Annotated in this window: 16 protein-coding genes; 12 read left to right on the top strand and 4 right to left on the bottom strand. The window is 32.1% G+C overall.

Translation table 11 applies throughout. The annotated features are described in order from the left end of the window. Positions 1-205 precede the first annotated feature (205 nt). From EOD40_RS17450 to EOD40_RS17420, 7 genes are all read left to right on the top strand, one after another. Entirely contained in the window at positions 206-1,174 is a 969-nt protein-coding gene (locus tag EOD40_RS17450; RefSeq protein ID WP_128197738.1) for a hypothetical protein, read from the top strand. Then, positions 1,171-1,794, top strand: a complete 624-nt coding sequence (locus EOD40_RS17445) for a hypothetical protein (RefSeq protein ID WP_128197736.1) — start codon at positions 1,171-1,173, stop codon at positions 1,792-1,794. The genes EOD40_RS17450 and EOD40_RS17445 overlap by 4 nt, the downstream gene beginning before the upstream one ends. Before the next feature lie 42 nt (positions 1,795-1,836). Next, positions 1,837-2,082, top strand: a complete 246-nt coding sequence (locus EOD40_RS17440; RefSeq protein WP_128197734.1) for a hypothetical protein — start codon at positions 1,837-1,839, stop codon at positions 2,080-2,082. Positions 2,083-2,549: 467 nt separating this feature from the next. Continuing rightward, positions 2,550-3,143: a DUF6088 family protein gene (locus EOD40_RS17435; RefSeq protein WP_128197732.1), complete on the top strand. Its 594-nt coding sequence runs from the start codon at positions 2,550-2,552 to the stop codon at positions 3,141-3,143. 288 nt (positions 3,144-3,431) lie between these two features. Beyond that, entirely contained in the window at positions 3,432-3,629 is a 198-nt protein-coding gene (locus EOD40_RS17430) for a type II toxin-antitoxin system Y4mF family antitoxin (RefSeq protein ID WP_128197730.1), read from the top strand. Between the two features lies 1 nt (position 3,630). Beyond that, positions 3,631-3,966 carry a HipA N-terminal domain-containing protein gene (locus EOD40_RS17425; protein ID WP_128197728.1) on the top strand — a complete coding sequence of 112 codons (336 nt, stop codon included), beginning with the start codon at positions 3,631-3,633 and terminating at the stop codon, positions 3,964-3,966. Next, positions 3,959-4,918, top strand: coding sequence for a HipA domain-containing protein (locus EOD40_RS17420; RefSeq protein ID WP_164905507.1), 960 nt, complete (start codon positions 3,959-3,961; stop codon positions 4,916-4,918). Before EOD40_RS17425 ends, EOD40_RS17420 begins: the two co-directional genes overlap by 8 nt. Positions 4,919-5,077: 159 nt before the next feature. On the opposite strand, the gene EOD40_RS17415 is transcribed toward EOD40_RS17420, so the two are convergent. The 4 genes from EOD40_RS17415 to kduI all read right to left on the bottom strand — a co-directional run bounded on the left by EOD40_RS17415 (position 5,078) and on the right by kduI (position 10,324). Beyond that, positions 5,078-5,725: a DUF998 domain-containing protein gene (locus EOD40_RS17415; protein WP_128197727.1), complete on the bottom strand. Its 648-nt coding sequence runs from the start codon at positions 5,723-5,725 to the stop codon at positions 5,078-5,080. A 140-nt stretch (positions 5,726-5,865) separates the two neighbouring features. Beyond that, positions 5,866-8,373, bottom strand: a complete 2,508-nt coding sequence (locus EOD40_RS17410) for a phosphatidylglycerol lysyltransferase domain-containing protein (RefSeq protein WP_231129655.1) — start codon at positions 8,371-8,373, stop codon at positions 5,866-5,868. 294 nt (positions 8,374-8,667) lie between these two features. Next, the gene (locus EOD40_RS17405) at positions 8,668-9,462 is read right to left on the bottom strand and encodes a gluconate 5-dehydrogenase (protein ID WP_128197725.1); all 795 of its coding nucleotides are present in this window, start codon (positions 9,460-9,462) and stop codon (positions 8,668-8,670) included. A 19-nt stretch (positions 9,463-9,481) separates the two neighbouring features. Further along, entirely contained in the window at positions 9,482-10,324 is an 843-nt protein-coding gene (kduI, locus tag EOD40_RS17400; RefSeq protein WP_128197723.1) for a 5-dehydro-4-deoxy-D-glucuronate isomerase, read from the bottom strand. Positions 10,325-10,617: 293 nt separating this feature from the next. Between kduI and EOD40_RS17395 the strand changes: the two genes are divergently transcribed. The 5 genes from EOD40_RS17395 to EOD40_RS17375 form a co-directional block, all read left to right on the top strand. Then, positions 10,618-11,643 (top strand): LacI family DNA-binding transcriptional regulator, encoded by a 1,026-nt coding sequence (locus tag EOD40_RS17395; RefSeq protein WP_128197722.1) that lies wholly within the window; start codon positions 10,618-10,620, stop codon positions 11,641-11,643. A gap of 179 nt (positions 11,644-11,822) precedes the next feature. Beyond that, positions 11,823-13,445 (top strand): hypothetical protein, encoded by a 1,623-nt coding sequence (locus tag EOD40_RS17390; RefSeq protein ID WP_128197720.1) that lies wholly within the window; start codon positions 11,823-11,825, stop codon positions 13,443-13,445. A 51-nt stretch (positions 13,446-13,496) separates the two neighbouring features. Beyond that, positions 13,497-14,930 (top strand): glycosyl hydrolase family 28 protein, encoded by a 1,434-nt coding sequence (locus EOD40_RS17385; RefSeq protein ID WP_196781469.1) that lies wholly within the window; start codon positions 13,497-13,499, stop codon positions 14,928-14,930. Positions 14,931-15,444: 514 nt separating this feature from the next. Then, entirely contained in the window at positions 15,445-17,574 is a 2,130-nt protein-coding gene (locus EOD40_RS17380; RefSeq protein ID WP_128197717.1) for a beta-galactosidase, read from the top strand. A gap of 88 nt (positions 17,575-17,662) precedes the next feature. Continuing rightward, on the top strand, positions 17,663-18,051 hold a 389-nt coding region (locus EOD40_RS17375; protein WP_196781468.1), incomplete at its 3' end, for a beta-galactosidase.

Below are 18,051 nucleotides of genomic sequence, written 5' to 3'. Positions count from 1 at the left end.
TTTGCGAGACGAATTCTTAGATTTAATAGAAACAGATAAAGAATAAGTTTTCTAAACCAAGTAAACTGGAAATAGGATATTATATAAGATTATTGAGTTTATGAAGGAGTTTGTGACTGTTTTTGTTAAGGGGATGATGGCTTTATATATAGCAAATTTTGATAAAGGCGATACAGCCAAATAAAAATATAAAAGATTAAAAAAAATGAATAACCCAGAAAGTGTAAAATTAGAAGTATTTACCATTGCATTAAAACCTGTTGCAGGATATGAAAATAATAGTTTTAAGGATTTAATATTAAATATTCCAGGTGTTATACCTGAGAACAACTTATTTAATGAATTTTATCAATTATTTATTAATCGTATTGATGAAGGATATACTGAAGTAAGAAACAAAGCTTTTACATTAAGCACAAATGTTCAAGAATATGGTTATAATGTAACCGATGAAATTATATGGGGAGTTCTAAAGGGGGGAGTTAAAGGATCTGGTAAAACAAAATCCCCATTAAATAACAGAGAAACTGAAGAAGATTTAAGTGGTAATGTAATTAATGATAAATATTTTTTCTATCTTCATCTACCTTTAGAAAGCAGTTTTGGATATTTATTTTTTCACATATATGGTGGTGAAAGTATTAGAAAAGAATTTATACAGCATATAAGGGATTTATTTAGTATTAGGGGTAAATACAATAAACCAGAACCTTCAGCCATTTTGCCCGATAGTATAAGAGATGAATTTAAAAATAATAGTAAAGTTGTAGGTTTAAGTTATCTCACAAACACTTTATCTTCATCTATCACTACTGATGCGGAATTTTCTAATTTATGTAAAGAATATAGTATTGAAATCTCTATTAAACCGAAAGGGGTTAATAATATTCCTCCAGGAAAAATTGGTATATTAAACAGAGTTGTTTCTGGATTAACTTTTAATAATTTTCAATTATCAAGAGCACAAAAAAGAGTATCATTACAAAATTTATCTTCTAAAAAAACTTCAACTTTTGAATTGGATACGAATGATGTGATGCCAAGAATTTATTTAGAGGGTAAAGTGCCATTAGATGTAAATGGGACTCCAAATTTTGTAAATTTAAAATTATTTTGTGATGATTTATTAAGAGAATTAGTTGCAGGGCAATATACTAGAATTGCAAGAATATGATAAAAAAAGTCTGGAAAATTTACTTAAATGCTACTAGAAGTATTTACATCAGTGACGATAATAAAGTAAATTATCGTGAATTGATTATTGTATATGTTATAATAACGGCACTAAGTGTTTTTATTGTTTGTTACAAGCATGATAAGTTTATTGAGGACTCTAAAATTCTAGCAATGCTTTTATCTTTATTTTCTGGATTAATGTATAGTGTTTTATTAAAAATTCCAGATAAATTGACTAAACTAGAAACTATACATCCAAAGGAAAATGAAACTATTAAAGATCTAAAAGAGAGAACAGAAACTAATACTCTAAATAATAGAACCTTTAATTATTTGAAGAATTTTTCATTCACTTTATCTTACTCTATTATAGTAGCAATTATGTGTATATTTTTTGTAATTGCTAGTTCTTTTTTTACTTGTTTACTAAATTTTCATTTATCGACTGTTAAATTAAATTTTGAAGCCATAGATTATTGGCTAACTTTTAGGGTTACTCTAATTATTTTGTATCGTTTTTTATTTGTTTTCTTTATGTTTCAATTTTTATATTTTATTACTAAATCAGTTATATACCTGACTGACTTTACCTTATATGAATTTAACAATTTGAAATAGCTAAATAATTTAAAAAATGCGGTGAATAAACACTAATAATTTATGGAAACAAAAAAAATATTGACAAGAGAAAATATACCAACGAACGAATTACAAACAATTGTGAATATAGGTTATAAAGGAATTACGCTGCAATATAATGAAGAGTATTATTTAGATTATATTGTAGAGGAAAACACTGGTATGATTAATTATGATGCTCAAGAAAAGAATTATACTAAAAATCAAATGGAGCAAAATCTCAGAGCATTGAAAAATGCTTATCTTATCGCAAAAAGACCTTTTTAGAAGTGTTAATTTTAAAAATGCGGTGAATAAACAACTTAATCACCGCATTTTTTGCGGAGATTAATTCATTAACTAGAGATTGGAATTTAGATAAATAAACAATTTTCAGTCCTAAAAAAACCTTATTTGTCCAAATAATACACAAATAAGTAGATTTGAATCTACTTATTTTACTGTTTTAGCACAAAATAAATATTAAAACTACTCAAACCTCCCTACTCTATTTTCCAACAATTCTAAATACTTTTAAAAGAAATTTAAAGCAATTCCTTCTATTTTTGAATTACTTGTTGCATCTTTCTAAGATTATATAGACTGTTTTATAGTTGAATTGCAATCTTTCTTTATCATAGTAATCAATAAAATAGTAATGATAATTTTCTTATTACCTCAATACCTAGCAATTCTAAAACATACTTTGTCACAAATTTTCACTATATTTGTGACAAAAATAATCATCATATAAAATGGAAAGTATTGAATTAAGAATAGAAAACAATATTGAATCTCAAAAACGAGGTACTTTGTTTTTTCCTGATACTTTCAATAATTTTGGTTCTTCAGAAGCGATACGCAAAGCTTTACAACGTTTGGAAGAAAAAGGTTTTATTACACGTATAGCGCAAGGAATTTATGTCCGACCAATTATAAGTGAATACATTGGTGAAGTACTACCTTCTGCCGAAGAAGTAGCCAAAATCATTGCCAAAAGAGATAGAGTAAAAATTGTACCTACAGGTGTTTATGCGCTGAATGCTTTAGGTTTAAGTCCGCAAGTCCCTTTAAACTTAGTCTATCTTACTGATGGTGCTCCGAGAATAATTAAAGTAGGGAAACGAACTATTAAATTCAAAAAAACTACTCCTAAAAACTTATTAGCTAAAGGAGACATTAGCAGTTTAGTTATTCAAGCTTTAAGAGAAATTGGTATCGATAAAATCACTGTTGATGAAGAGAAGAAAATAATAGCTATTTTAAAAAAAGAAGATCGAACTAACTTACTACACGATATACAATTAGCCCCAGTTTGGATAAAAAAAATAATGCAAAAAGCACTGTAATGACAAACATAAGTTTTCATACGTTACTATCAATGAAAAAGCAACGATATTACAACAAGTCAGTAATAAACTAGGATTAGCCCCATTTGCAGTAGAAAAAGACTGGTGGGTAGTACAAACACTTACTACTATTTTCGACACTCCTAATAAAATCAAAACAAATTATTTTTACTGTTATGTCGGTAAATTATATCTAAACACATATAATTTAAATCTAAAAATCTATTTTATATTTAATTACATATAATTTACTTTTTTTTACTATTTTTATATCCAAAAGCATATAACATGGATTCAATTGCCAATTTTGTAAAAACAAGACGTAAACAGGCTAATCTTACTCAAGAAGAGTTTGCTATGAAAGCAGGTGTTGCATTAACAGTCATTCGGAAAATAGAACAAGGGAAAGACAATTTAAGCTTGTCTAAAGTGAATCAGGTTTTAAAAATGTTTGGCCATACAGTAGGTCCAATAATTGAAAAGTAACATGAGACAAGCTATAATAAAATATAATAATCAAAGAGCAGGGGTACTAAGCGAACAAGATAGTGGAGAATATGAATTTGTTTACGATACTGAATATTGTACAAATCATCCCGACGACTTTATTACTTTTAATATGCCTGTACGTAAACAAGCCTATAAGAGCAAGCATTTATTTCCTTTTTTTGATGGGTTAATTCCTGAAGGCTGGCTGTTGAATATAGCTTCAGAAAGTTGGAAAATTAATAAAAATGACCGAATGGGATTGTTATTGGCTTGTTGCCAAAATAGTATTGGTGCGGTAAGTGTTCATCCTATAACTCAAAGTAAAAATGCGTAGATGTTTGTATTGCTATCAGGAACTTCAAGATGATAATAACGACTATTATCATGCAAAATGTAATAAAGCATTTTATGGAACAAGTGAAGCTCCAAGTCTTCCCTACCGATTAGAAGATATGGCTAAACTTGCAAAAGAAGCCGTTGAACTATCAATAACCGTTCCCGGTGTACAGCCAAAATTATCATTGAGTTTGATACAATCAAACTTAGAAGATGGACAAACAGGACGTTTAACTATAATGGATGCTCTGGATGGAAATTATATTTTAAAACCACAAAATCAGCTATATGAGCAAATGCCTGAAAACGAGCATTTATCTATGAAACTAGCCGAATTATTTAATATTAACGTAGTTCCTCATAATTTGATTCCCTTGGCTTCGGGCGAATTGTGCTATATAACAAAGCGTATAGACCGACCAGCTCCCAATACTAAAATCCATATGATTGATTTACTACAAATAGTAGAGCTTGAAGACAAATATAAAGGAACAATGGAAATGGTAGGTAAAACAATAGGAGAATTATCTGCAAATACCTTGCTAGACAAATTGCGCTTTTTTGAATTGGCAGTTTTTAATTATATCATTGGAAATAATGATATGCACTTGAAAAATTTCTCCATGTGGCATCCAAATTTAAGTTGGGAACTATCACCTGCCTATGATCTATTAAATGTAAAAATGATATTACCAAAAGATGATGAAGATACGGCCTTATTGTTTGGAGGAAAAAAGAAAAATTTTACTAAAAAATATTTTGATCGATTTGGAGCTGTTTTAGAATTAAATGAAAAACAAGTTAACTATGTCTACAAGAGATTAGAGAAATGGCTTCTAAAAGCAATTGAACTCATTCAACTATCTTTTTTGAATAATGAAAAAAAGGCCAATTATACTGCATTAATCGAGAAAAGGACACAACTATTTCTTTCCGAAAAAAAAATATAATTTATTTTTATTAGCACTAACTAATACAACAACACAAAACAACTACACCCGATGTACACCTCCACCCTATAAAACCTTTATAAATAAAGGATTTTTAGATATTGTATCGGAAAGTAAATTTTATCAAAAAAACTAATTATTTTTTCAGCATCATAAAGCTTATACTTCTTTATTATACATTATAATTGAAATAACTATAAAATAAGTATATAAATTCAAAAGAAAAAGCCGTTGCCACAATCCTTTATACAAGACCAAAAAATTATGCTCATTAGGAGAAAATCGGATTGCAAATAACAACATCGTAATAATTCCAATAATGAAAACCACCCATGAAAATAAATAAAAATGGAACATTGTTTTCTTTGTAATTAGCTTACGCATTATTAATGGTAAAATCAATGCGGCAATAACACCAATCCCTCCTAAAATATTATGAATAATGAACGGTTTAGTCAATCCTCCTTCTATTCTGTCTGCTTTAAACAATCCTGAACCAATACCTTCACCTAATCCGTAAAGTATAATTAACAGGGAGGCGATTTTTACATTTTTATGATTTATATCAAATGCTTTTCCGATAATGATTCCGAAAAAAACAAATACAGTCCCAATGAATATCCACCATAAAGAAATTACATATGAAACTGGACTGACTGAGGCTCCTAAAGAACTTATCGTATTTTTTAATTGACTATATCCAGGATAACAATTGCCCAATAAAAACAATACAATAAAATCAGAGATACAGCTAATAATGCAAATCATAGCTACTACTTTAACCAAATTAAATTGGGTTATTCTCATATTTTTTCATTTGAATAGGTTATGGCTTTATTACTTTATTTAAAACCATTGGAACTTGTAATAAATCATAATCATGGGTATAAATTAAATATTTATTATACCATACCGGAGAAAACTTTTCCTTAAAATCTCGCAAACCTTTATAATGTGAAAAAAAAAATGATTTTTTCATAAGCAAACTTCATTGATTTTTCCGGAAATGTATGCGCTTCTTCTATGCCACTCATTGCAGCTAATCCTAAATTTACTGATGTATAACCTTGAGATTTTAGATAAGTAAACAGCTCTATAAGAATAAAATCCATTATCCCATTAGGCGCATCATTGGTTTTTCGTATTAAATCATAAGTTCCTTCGCCTTTTGCATAATCAGGAATTACATTTAAAAAAGCGACTACTTTTTCTTCCGAATTTTCAACCGTAATTATAGTTTGTTGTTTGAGTTCGTTCCAATTAAACATTCCTTGAGAAAAAACCATTTCGTTTCTTCCCGTGCTAACTATCCATTCATCACTTACTGCTTTTATTTTTTGCAGAATTCCATCTTTTACAGGCGAAGTATGTACAGTTGTTTTATAGCCTTTCTCCTTTACTTTACTTATAGCATTACGCAACGATTTTTTGGCTCCGCCTTCTAAAGTAAATGTTAATAAATCAACAATCCCTTCCTGTCCTATAAATAAACTCTTTTTTTGCAGTGAAGAAAACAGTTGTAAATTTTCTTCAGATACACGATAATAAATACTTCTTAATCCATTATCATAACAATAAGCATCAAATTCGAATATGCATTTTTTCTTTTCAACGACTGATTCAGCAACCGGATTTTCCAAAACCACAGCAAAATTATCGATTACTCGATAAGCCAAAAAAGCCTTTTTATTATTAGCAAAAAAGATAATTTTATCATTATAGGTTTTAAAATAATCTAAAGCAGAAGTTCCAAACTGATTCAGGATAGCATTGGCTGTTACAAAATCATCCTCGACTGCTTCTCTTTTTATTGTATAGGGGCGAATTAAGGCAAAAGCCAGAAACCCTAATGATAAGAAACCACAAATATTTATAGAAAGTAAAAAGCGTCTGGCAAAACGATCCAAGGGCACTAAATCAGAACTTCCTATTAAAAAGTAATTCTGCAAGGCATACTTCACAGACTGAAGCCAATTAAAATCAATATCAAAATGCTTCTTATCTAAAAAATAAAAACCTAAAGTACTATACACTAAAACAGCTGCAATACTAATTGAAACTGTTTTTAAACCTATACTTTGTAAGTGCGAATTGCTCTTTACATAATACTCTTTTCTGGTAACAATTAAACTTATAAAAACAACCAGAGCAATTACAGCTTCCTCATAATCAATTGCTTTTGTAAGATGTCCAACAACAGAAATACCACTTAAAAAAATCGCAAACCACCAAGCAGTTCGCAATCCTTTAAGCATAAATGCTGCATTAACCAACATAAATAATCCTGCAGTGATAACAAAAATATTCGAGACCTTAATTGCCGAAATAGGAATAAAATTTTCTAAAATCTTTAAACGTTCTGAAATAGCTGGTGTTATAACTGACAATATATTTATCAGTCCTAAAGCAAAAAGTAGAAAAGAAGGTGCAATTCGCATCAATAACTTATTCACATTAAATAAAAAAAGTGATGCGCCTGCTAATAACGGAATCCAAAATTCAAAAAACCGATATAAAAAAGTAATTGCTATGGCATTAACATTTTGAAAACCAAATTGTATTAATATAAAACTCATTGAAATTTCGATAGCACCAAGTCCACGAAGAAAAGGAGAGACAATCAAAAATATAACAGAAATTATATACCCCATCACGGCAGCGGTTAATGATGGACTAAAACCCAAAGCAATCATTACAATATACAAATGTCCTATTCCAACAAACTCAATAAGAATGGAATAAAAAACAATTTGCAAAAAATTCTCTTTAACAATTTTGTTACTCTGAAAATCATCCATCAATACTTCTGCAGACGGAAAAAACTTTATTGTAAGATGATAAATATACCCCTTCTTTAAAATTGACGAGTAAATTAAAAAAAAGAGTAAACTTAATGCTATAATAGCCCCAAATGCATACCACTCTCCTAACCCTAATCTTCCTTGAAATAAAGAATAAATTAAAGCAGGTATCGCTACAATAATTACCGAGAGAATACCAACAAAACCATATAGTATTGATGCAAAATAAATTTGGGTTGCTTTTACTCCTTCCTTTTCAATAGGTTTTGTAAAAAATGCTAAGGACGAAATTCCTCCTGCCGGTAAAAATACACTAACAAAATTTCGCTTAAGAAATAAAACAAGCGCCTGTTTAAATGAAATCTTGCTTTGAATAGCCTTAAAGGATGCAAAATACATTAATGCCTGCAAAATAATGTAAATAGCAGCCAGAACAATTCCTCCTAAAACCCAAAAACTGTTGGCATTTGTAATCACATTTTTTACTTCCCTTAACTCCGAATGCTCTTGTTTTATAAACCAAATTCCAATTCCAATAAAAAAAGCAGTTAATATATACTGTCTAATAATTTTATCATTTTCTCGCAAAAAAGAAATTCCTCTTTTTTCTTTAAAAAAATTAAAAAACTTATTTGAAACTGATACTATTTTCATATTTATATTACAGGATAATTTACTTATGAAAAATTAAATTTGAACTTATATAAATATACTATTTTTCAAAGAATTAAATAATTTGATTTTTAATATTGTTTATTATAATATATAAATATTTTAATTTATTTCAAATAATTTGCCCCAACAGGGTAATTAAGAATTAAATCGTGATTCAAAACTATTTAAAACACCAAAATAGCTATAAGATGTTCGATTGTAATCCTGACAAGAGCACAAAAAAAGGATGATTAAAAAACCATCCTCTTTAAATTTTATACAACTCTTCTAAAATTAGACCTCATTAGAAGGTTTCCCTATTGTTGCTAAGATCCCTCCATCGACATAAACAACATGACCATTTACGAAATCACTCGCTTTTGAGCTTAAGAAAATAGCCGCTCCTTGCAAATCATTTGGATCTCCCCAACGACCAGCTGGAGTTCTACCAACAATAAACTCATTAAACGGATGTCCATTCACTCTGATTGGAGCTGTTTGACTAGTGGCAAAATAACCTGGTCCTATTCCGTTAGTTTGAATATTAAATTTAGCCCATTCGGTAGCCATATTTTTAGTCAACATTTTCAAACCTCCTTTAGCGGCAGCGTAAGCACTAACAGAATCTCTTCCTAATTCACTCATCATTGAACAAATATTGATGATTTTTCCTCCTCCACGCTCAATCATACCTTTAGCAACATTTTTAGAAACAATAAACGGACTAATTAAATCAACATTGATTACTGCAGCAAAATCTTTAACTTCCATTTCGAGCATAGGAGTTCTTTTGATAATTCCTGCATTATTAATTAAAATATCGATAGGGCCAACTTCAGCTTCTATTTTTTTAATCGCCGCAATTACAGCCGCTTCGTCAGTTACATCAAATAAATATCCATGAGCCTCAATACCCTCCGATTTATATTCGGCAACAGCATTATCTACAGCCTCTTGCGAAGAAAGATCGTTTACTACGATTTTTGCACCTGCGTGCCCAAGACCTTTAGCCATCGCCATTCCTAAACCATGAACACCTCCAGTAACTAAAGCGGTTTTACCCGTCAAATCAAATAAGTTTATTGACATAATTAATTATTTTTAAAGTTTATTTTAAATCAGTTATTTTACAAAAATCCATATCACCGTAATCTAAATTTTCTCCAGCCATTCCCCAGATAAAAGTATAATTACTTGTTCCTGAGCCTGAATGAATGGACCAAGGCGGAGAAATCACAGCCTGTTCATTTGCCATCCAAATATGTCTGGTTTCTTGTGGTTCACCCATGAAATGACATACAGCCTGATCCTTTGGCACTTCAAAATAGAAATAAACCTCCATCCTTCTATCATGCACGTGGGCGGGCATGGTATTCCACACACTTCCGGATTTCAACTCCGTCATTCCCATTTGAACCTGACAAGTTTCAACTACACTATTCACTATTAATTTTCTTATCGTTCTTGCATTAGCAGTTTCGATAGAACCCAATTTCACTATTTCAGCTTCTTCCTGACTAATTTTCTTAGTTGGAAAAACTTTGTGAGCAGGTGTTGAATTTAAATAAAATTTTGCAGGATTTGAAGCTTCAATACTATGAAAAATAATTTCTTTATTGGATTTACCCACATATAATGCTTCTTTATAATCCAAATCAAATCTTTCTCCATCAACTAAAACATAGCCACTGCCCCCCACATTGATAATTCCTAATTCTCTTCTTTCTAAAAAATACTCCGATTTTAATGGTTCAAAAGTTCCCAACTTCAAAGAAGATTTAACAGGTACAGCCCCTCCGGTAACAAATCGATCATAATGGCTATAAACTAAATTCACTGAGTCAGACTCCATTAAATTCTCAATTAAGAACTCTTCTCTTAACCTTGTTGTATCATAATTTTTAACATCTTGTGGAGATGCCGCATAACGCACTTTAAAATTTTCAGCCATATCCCTATTTTCTTAGCATTTATTTTTTTCAAAAATACTATTTATTTTTACAAATACAATCGATTGTATTACATTATTTGTATTTTTGCTATGTGATAATAACTTTTCTGAAAAAAAATAGATGTTAATTTCAGAACTAACATAAAAACTAATCTATCTACCCCCTGATAAAAGCTTGTCTTCGAACATTCTTTTATCAGAATACAACTAATTTGTAAAAGGAATGACTTTCAATAGTTTAATTTTACTACTTTTTTATAAAAGAAAAACGTCATTCAAATTTTAAGACTAAAATGGAGAACAACAAAGTAACAATTCATGATATTGCAAAAGAATTAAACATTGATAGTTCTACCGTTTCAAGAGCATTAAGTAATAGTGACAGGGTAACACAAAAAACAAAAGATAAAGTAAACGCAAAAGCTTTTGAACTTGGTTATCAAAGAAATCTGCTTGCCTCGAATCTCCGCAATAATAAAAGTAATACCATTGGAGTGATTGTTCCCCGAATCTCCCGTCATTTCTTTTCATCGGCAATTGCAGGTATAGAAGAAACAGCTTATGATGCGGGATATAATGTCACCATTTGCCAATCGTTAGAACAATTTGACAGAGAACAAAAAATAATACAATCACTTTCGGCAAACAGAGTGGACGGAATTCTTATTTCGATATCAATGGAAACCAAAGACAATGCTATTCTTCAAACTTTCAAAAACAGTGGCAGACCCATAATTTTTTTTGATAGACACATTGATATTCCTCAAATTAGTACTATCCTTATCGATGATTTCCAGGGAGGTTTTGATGCAACAGAACATCTTATTTTACAAGGCTGTAGAAAAATAGCCCATTTTTCGGGTCCGCAAAATTTAGAAATCTACAAAAACCGTTTCAAGGGATACATAGCCGCATTAGAAAAACATAAGATTCCTTTGAACGAAGACTTAATTATAAGTTCAAAACTAATGGAAGCTGATGGAATTGAAAACGTAAAAAAACTGCTTTCTTTAAATATTCCTATCGATGGGATTTTTTCTTCCAATGATACCGCTGCCATAAGTGCTTTACAATATTTAAAACAACAAGGATTTAAAATCCCTGAAGACATTGCCATTGTAGGCTTTAGTAACGAACCCATTTCTTCGGTGATAGAACCTTCACTTACTACAATTGACCAACCAGGATTCGATATGGGAAAAATTGCAACTAACCTCCTCCTAACACAAATAAAAGACAAACAAGGACAAACCGAGCCTGAAAATATTGTATTGAAACCTGTATTAATACAAAGAAATTCTTCGAAAAAATTAAGTTAATCATTCTGCAAAAAAAATGACGATTTAACAAACAGTTCAGAATAGTTTTCTCTGAATTAAAATATAAATTTGAAATTTAATTTAAATGGCATTAAAAAAATTTTAATGCCATTTTTATTTAGAATAAATTATAATTTTCAAAACATATAGCTATACCAACCTGAATACCAATAAACAAAATGAAATTATTCCCAAGACAACTAAACTTATCACTAACCCTATTTTATCTATTTCTAAGCTCTCCTATTACCGCCCAATGGCAATGGTCAATTCCGGTTAGCTCAATGGTTTCTAATGAAACCAAAGACCATCCCCATGCTTTTTTATGGATTCCGGAAAACTGTAAACAGGTACGTGCCGTTATAATTGGCCAACATAATATGACCGAAGAAACCATTTTTGAACATCCTAAATTCCGCAAAGAAATGGCTCAATTAGACATCGCCATTGTTTGGGTTTCACCGGGATTTGACATGCTATTCGATTTTAATAAAACCGCCGGCAAAGATTTTGAGTCCATTATGAAAGATTTGGCAACAGCTTCAGGCTATTCAGAACTTCAATTTGCTCCGGCAATTCCTATCGGGCATTCAGCCTATGCCAGTTATCCGTGGAATTTTGCCGCATGGAATCCAACACGAACTTTAGCGATTCTTTCCATACATGGAGATGCGCCTTTAACGAATCTTACCGGAAGCGGACGACCAAATCCGGATTGGAGCAACCGAAACATTGACGGCGTTCCAGGCTTAATGATTGAAGGAGAATACGAATGGTGGGAAGCACGCGTACAACCGGCACTTGATTTTCAACAGCGCTTTCCTGATGCGGCTATTTCCTTTTTGTGTGATGCCGGACACGGGCATTTTGATATCTCTGACGAGCTGATTGATTATCTCAATTTATTCATAAAAAAAACCGTAGCATACCGATTACCTTCAAAATCACCACTAGACAAAGCAGTAATATTAAATACTATTAGTCCCGAAAAAGGCTGGCTGAAAGAACGTTGGAAAAAAGATGTAAAACCCGGCCATCCGGCTGCACCTTACCATCAGTACAAAGGCAACAAAAAAGAAGCCTTTTGGTATTTCGACAAAGAAACAGCTGATGCTACCGAAAAATTTTATGCGAACGTCAGAGGCAAAAAAGAACAATATTTAGGATTTACTCAAAACGGAAAATTACTCCCTTTCAACCCAAAATCGCATGCGCGTATCATAGGAAAGTTCACTCCTGAGGCAGATGGACTCACTTTTCATATCAATAGCATTTTCACAGATACCTTAAGAACAAAAACAATAAATAATCACGCCAAAGGAAAACCAACAATTAGCCGGATTTGCGGCCCGGTCGAAAAAATTAACGACACTACTTTCACAGTTCGTTTTTATCGAATGGGATTAAATAACGAAAAAAGAACAGGCGACATTTGGCTGATGGCAAGTCATCCGGGAGATAAAAATTATAAAAGCAGTGTGCAACAATTCAATATGCACATCCCTTTACAAAATACGGAAGGTATAGAGCAAAAAATCACATTTGAACCTTTAAAGAATCAAAAAAAAGGCATCAAAGAAATTACTTTAAAAGCCACCTCCGACAGCGGAAAACCAGTCTATTTCTATGTTCAGGAAGGCCCTGCCGAGATAAAAAATGGAAAATTAGTTTTTACTAAAATTCCACCTCGAAGTCAATTTCCAATAAAAGTAACCATAGTCGCCTGGCAATACGGACAAGCTATTGAACCTAAAATACAATCGGCCGAACCAGTTATTCAGAGTTTTTATATTTTAAAATAACTATAATTCCGGTTGATTTATAAATGATGATTTAAATTCAAAAAAATAAAAATGAAAAAAATAGTTAGCCTCCTTTTATTCTGCAGTTTCAGCCTTGGTTTGCATGCACAAAAACTAATCACATTTCCGGCATCAGACAGTATTCCCCACAATGAGGATTTTACCGTAAAAGTGAGGATTGCAGGTGGAGAATGGAAAGACTTATATGAATACGAAGCCTTGGTTGATATGCATCATGTAACCAAAAGTTCCATGGTTTATTTTGATTTTGAAGGCAGTGTTGATTTTTCGATAACTTACAATCGGGGAACGGTTCAGTCTGCTCGTATTCGTCCATTGTCTTATGGATTCCAACCGTTGATAAATGGCAATACGCTAACATTTTCAATTTCTAAACCTTCCAATCTTTCTGTTGAAGTCAATGGAGATATTTTTCACAATCTGCAAATTTTCACTAATGCCCCCGAAACCTACAAACCTAATCCCAAAGATAAATCAGTAATATATTTTGCTCCGGGATTTCATAAAATCAAAGACAATGTCTTACATGTTCCAAGTGGCAAAACGGTCTATCTGGCTGGAGGAGCAGTACTAAAAGCTTCCATTCATTGTGACAGTGTTAAAAAGGTACGCATTTGTGGCCGTGGAATTGTCTATAAAGCCGATGATGGTGTGGGCGTGAATTTTTCAGACCAAGTTCAAATTGAAGATCTAGTTTTTCTGAATCCAAACCACTATACGGTATCTAGTGGTCAATCTACTAATCTGACAATCAAAAACATTCGTTCTTTCAGTTCCAAAGGCTGGGGCGATGGAATCGATTTGTTTTCTAACAATAATGTATTGATTGATGGGGTTTTCATGCGTAATTCTGATGATTGTATCGCTATTTATGGACATCGCTGGAAGTTTTTTGGAGACTGTAAAAATGTTACCGTTCAAAATGCAACGCTTTGGGCCGATGTAGCCCACCCTATTTTAATTGGAACTCATGGAAATCCCGAGCCGGGTCAAGCCGAAGTAATCGAAAATATAAAATTCAACAATATTGATATTTTGAATCATGACGAACCTCAAATTAATTACCAAGGTTGTATGAGTATTAATGTATCTGATGAAAATTTAGCCCGAAACATCTATTTTGAAAATATCCGTGTAGAAGATTTTGAACAAGGGCAATTAATCAATTTACGGGTTACTTATAATAAAAAATATGCCAAAGCTCCCGGTCGTGGGATTGAAAATGTGTTTTTTAAGAATGTGAGCTATAACGGTAAAAATGCCAACCTTTCCATTATTGAAGGCTATTCCCCGGAGCGTGGTATTAAAAATATTGTATTCGAAGGCCTGAAAATAAACGGAACCGAAATATCAGACAGAGCCATCTATAAAAAACATATGCAACTCTCTGATTTTGCACGATTCTATGAGGGTTTGTATGTAGAAGGACTTGTTTACAAATCATTAAATGAAGTCACAAAGTAACCTCATCTAAATACTATTTCTAAAAACCAAAACCATCTCTTGTACATGTACTTGAGGTGGCTTTTTTATTTGAAAACTAGACAAGGGGAACCCTATGAGTGAAATTATTTGAAATAAACCAAATTAAGTTGGTTATAAATTGATTAAGACACTGATAATAGTATCTTATTGTTTTATCATAAAACTGTCTACCTATAGGTAGGCAGATTACACTAATTTTCACAAATTAATTGAGCAACTATCTATATTTATATTGGGAATATCTATGGACTATCTATGGGGGAATAATGAATTAGTTAATTTAACAAACAGTTCAGAACAGTTTTTACCTAATTATAATATACTTTTGAAAGCTATACTATAAAAAGAAAACTTTTGCCCCAAATCTATCTTTTTATTATAACAATTCTTGATGTTTTTAAATTGGAGCTGTAATACTTCTTTATTTCAATCTCTTATATAATACATCTCGAGAATAAAAAAGTCCTTAGAATAAATTACCAACTTGCATTATATGAAAAATAACTTTCGTTCTTCCTATTATAATTTTTCTATTAAAGATAAAATTGTTTTAAGCATTCTATTATTGTTTGGAATCCAATCCTCATTTTCTCAAGAAGCTGAGAAGTTTTTCAATAAAAAAGATTTGATGCTTGTTGGAAGCTATTATTATCCGGAGCAATGGCCTGAATCCAATTGGGAAAGAGACATAAAAAAAATGGCTGAACTTGGTTTCGAATTTACTCATTTTGGTGAATTTGCCTGGTCAACCATGGAACCTGAAGAAGGGAAATACAATTTTGAGTGGCTGGACAAAGCTGTAGCTTTAGCCGAAAAAAATCATCTTAAGGTAATATTATGTACTCCTACACCTACTCCTCCTGTTTGGCTTACGGAGAAACACCCTGATATATTAATGGTCAATGCCGAAGGTCGTACAATACAACACGGTGCCAGGCAACAAGCATCCTGGTCTAGCGCTACCTACCGCCAATACGTCGATAAAATAGTAACACTATTAGCCAAGCGATACGGAAACAATAATACCGTTTGCGGATGGCAAATTGACAACGAACCTTCACATTATGGTGCTTCTTTTGATTATAGTGAAAATGCACAAAAAGCATATCGAATTTGGCTTGCTAAAAAATACAAAAGCATTGACAACTTAAATAAAGTTTGGGGAAACGCTTTCTGGAGCCAAACCTATAATAATTTCGAACAAATACATATTCCTAATCAAAAAGAATTAGTACAGCAAGCTAACCCTCATGCTATTTTAGATTTCAAACGCTTTACAGCAGATCAGGCTGCCGATTTTGTAATCCTTCAAAAAAATATATTACGCAAATACATCAAGCCCTCTCATTGGGTCACTACTAATTTAATGCCTCAGCATTCAGCAGTTGACCCATTAAGAATGAAAGAACTTGATTTCCAAACCTACACCAAATACCTTGCTGAAGGATATGATATTGGACAAGGAGAACAAGGATTTCGCATGGGATCAGCTCATAGTATCGGATTTTCAAATGATTTTTTCAGACCTATAAATGGTGTTAGTGGCGTAATGGAATTACAGCCAGGGCAGGTAAACTGGGGATTATTCAATCCGCAAACCATGCCTGGAGCAGTTAGAATGTGGATGTACCACGTTATGGCTGGTGGAAATAAATTCGTTTGTAATTACCGTTTTCGCCAACCTCTATCTGGAGGTGAACAATACCATTATGGTATCATGAAAACCGATGGTATTAACGTAAGTCGCTCAGGAGATGAATATGTAAAAGTGATAAAAGAATTACAGGAACTCCGCAAATGGTACAAACCAGAAGCAACACCTGATATTCTCAATAAAAGAAAAACAGCAATTCTATACAATCCTGATAACCGCTGGGAAATGGAATACCAACCTCAAACCAACCAATGGGATTATGTAGAACATGTAAATCGTTACTACAAAGCTTTAAAATCTATGGGAACTCCTGTAGATGTAATTGACGAAAGCCACGATTTTTCCAAATATCCTTTTCTTATAGCTCCTGCTTATCAACTATTGGATGACCAATTAGTATCTCGTTGGAAAACCTATGTCGAAAATGGTGGTAACTTAGTATTAAGTTGTCGTACAGGTCAGAAAGACCGAGAAGCACACTTATGGGAAGCATTATTTCAAAAACCAATATTGGAATTGGTTGGAGCAAAAGAAATCTATTTTGATTTACTGCCAACGAAATTAATGGCTAAAGTAAAAATGGATGGAACTTCCTTTGGATGGAATAACTGGGGGGATGTAATCGAACCACAGGATACAGCAAACGTCTGGGCGAGCTATGACGATCAGTTTTACAAAGGTAAAGCTGCTGTTTTACATCGAAAATCAGGTAAAGGTACTGTTACCTATATAGGTCCCGATACCGATGACGGACTACTGGAAAAAGAAGTACTGCAAAAAATATTCAACAAAGCCAACGTTCCAACATTAGCACTACCTGAAGGAGTACTGGTAGAATACAGCAATGGTTTCTGGTACGGACTAAATTATTCTTCCCAAAATCAGGAAATTCCAGTACCCACTAATGCAAAAATTATCATAGGACAAAAATCACTAAAACCAGCGGATGTTGTCATTTGGAAAGAATAAATAGAAAGTATTAGTTGTAAATAAAAGATGTTAAAAACTATCTCTTTCAAAATACAAAATACTATATTAATAAACCAGAGAAAAGAAGATGAAAATACACCATATACTATTTGTTTTTTTTATTTTATTGACCAATACAGTTAAGTCTCAAGATCATAAGAAAGTCGGAACTTTTGAGGCTGTAGAAAAAACTTTTTTGTTGAATGGAAAACCATTTGTGGTACGTGCCGGCGAAATACATTTTCCGAGAATCCCACGTGAATATTGGGAACACCGCATCCAGATGTGTAAAGCCATGGGGATGAATACCATTTGTATTTATCTTTTTTGGAATTTTCACGAGCAACAAGCTGATCAATTTGATTTTACGGGACAAAAAGATGTAGCCGAATTTGTAAAACTCGTTCAAAAAAACGGAATGTATTGTATTGTTCGTCCCGGTCCTTATGCTTGTGCTGAGTGGGATATGGGAGGTTT

Source organism: Flavobacterium sufflavum, assembly GCF_004016525.1.
GTDB classification, from domain to species: Bacteria; Bacteroidota; Bacteroidia; order Flavobacteriales; family Flavobacteriaceae; genus Flavobacterium; species Flavobacterium sufflavum.
The sequence above is the reverse complement of the archived record's forward strand: the minus strand, read 5'-3'. Positions and strand labels throughout refer to the sequence as shown.